The 1,076-nt window shown below is 44.9% G+C and carries 1 protein-coding gene and 1 pseudogene; both read right to left on the reverse strand.

The features are described from left to right. Positions 1-115 (reverse strand): annotated as a pseudogene (locus R7F67_RS24835) (diguanylate cyclase); the annotation flags it as partial. Then, positions 115-1,074 (reverse strand): response regulator, encoded by a 960-nt coding sequence (locus tag R7F67_RS24840; RefSeq protein ID WP_042767293.1) that lies wholly within the window; start codon positions 1,072-1,074, stop codon positions 115-117. The pseudogene R7F67_RS24835 and the gene R7F67_RS24840, both read right to left, overlap by 1 nt. Positions 1,075-1,076: the final 2 nt, after the last annotated feature.

Genomic DNA, 1,076 nt, shown 5'->3' on the forward strand with positions numbered 1-1,076 from the left:
TGTTCCAGACACACACGTTATATTCTGGATCAAGAACAATGAGCCCAGAATCCATGGTATCTAAAATTTGTGTGACCCAATGAAAGTCTGCTATGTCCAGCGTGATATCGGACATCAGATTAACTCCATGATTTCATAAATAATTTCTACTGATGGTTTGTCTATTAGAAATAATACTTCACACTCAAAATCGAGCGCTTCCGCCATGTAGGTATATTCGATGGTAAAGAGTTCGCCTGATTCTCCTTGTTCTTCATTGTAAGGAGTGATTGTATCGACGATGCCCGGCTGACGAAGTGAAAACTGCTTATCAAGTTGGTTCCCTAAAGAGGTTAGGAATGACGAAACCAGCAAGTTAGAGACATTTAAAATAATTTCATTATGAGGCGTAAATTCGAGCAGATACCCCAACCTTTCGCCAATTTGATTGATATCTTTCCCACGTAGGCAAACCAACGCCTCTCCGTGAATACCGCCGCCAACAAAGCGCTGCGAAACTGCTACAGAGCTATCTCGCCCAATCACGTCCACCAGCGTCATATGCAATTCACCATAGGACAATGGCCCAACATGCGGAACTGGCAACTGGATAAACTCATGCAAGTGATCAGCCATAATGGCCGCCCCTTTGCCTAGCGCAATGTTGGCAATTTCACGAAACTTGGCAAGGGATGAAAGCTCTTCTTGGCTTTGTGCAGAATTAAGCTCCATTGATGTTCGCTGTGCATAATGCAACCCAAGACGCTCGTACAGCGGGATGACTTGTTCTTCTGACAACGGCTTTGCGATAAAATCCATTGCCCCTAACTCTAGGCAGCGCTGCTTTGCTTCTTGTTGTACATCACCCGACACGATCACGATCTGAGTTGGATAATGGCTGACGGGTAAAGACTCAAGAACCTCGAAACCGTCCATAATGGGCATCGTTAAATCAAGGAACAAAACGTCAATATTTTGTTCGGCTAAGATTTTCAGCGCCTCATTCCCGTCTTGGGCTTCGATAAGGTGCAATGAGGTATCTTGTACGATGGTTCGAGCGATAAGCTTACGAGCAACCGCCGAGTCATCACATATCA

It is taken from the genome of Vibrio sp. YT-17, assembly GCF_033337375.1.
Lineage (GTDB): Bacteria > Pseudomonadota > Gammaproteobacteria > Enterobacterales > Vibrionaceae > Vibrio > Vibrio alginolyticus.